The sequence below is a fragment of the Mesorhizobium sp. M2E.F.Ca.ET.209.01.1.1 genome (assembly GCF_004010375.2).
Lineage (GTDB): Bacteria > Pseudomonadota > Alphaproteobacteria > Rhizobiales > Rhizobiaceae > Mesorhizobium.
Window position 1 is genome coordinate 1 of the sequence record NZ_SADP02001225.1, and the last position, 287, is coordinate 287.

Genomic DNA, 287 nt, shown 5'->3' on the forward strand with positions numbered 1-287 from the left:
GATAAGTCAGTCAGTGTCGGCTATGTTTGGCTTTAGGAAAACAACCCGCTGTCTCGCCAAAAACGAGGAATGACGCATGCAGGAAATGTTGCCGCAGTTCGCGGGAGCAGGGTCGTCTTCGACGGTCGCGCAGGACGAACTGAGCTCGCTTAAGGCGGGTTACCCGATGGTTTGGCAGAATATTCGGTGGCGGCCCTTTGTAGAGGCGGTCGTGCACGCGTCCATTACAGAGTCGGACGTGGAGGCTGCCGCCGCCTCGTGGATAAGCTATCGGGCGGTGCTTGCGG

The 287-nt window shown here is 58.5% G+C and carries 1 protein-coding gene; it reads left to right on the top strand.

Going from position 1 to position 287, the window contains the following annotated elements; all coding sequences use genetic code 11:
* Nucleotides 1-76 precede the first annotated feature (76 nt).
* Nucleotides 77-287, top strand: a 211-nt coding sequence (locus tag EN852_RS42070; protein WP_210238342.1) for a hypothetical protein, incomplete at its 3' end; no start/stop codon positions are given.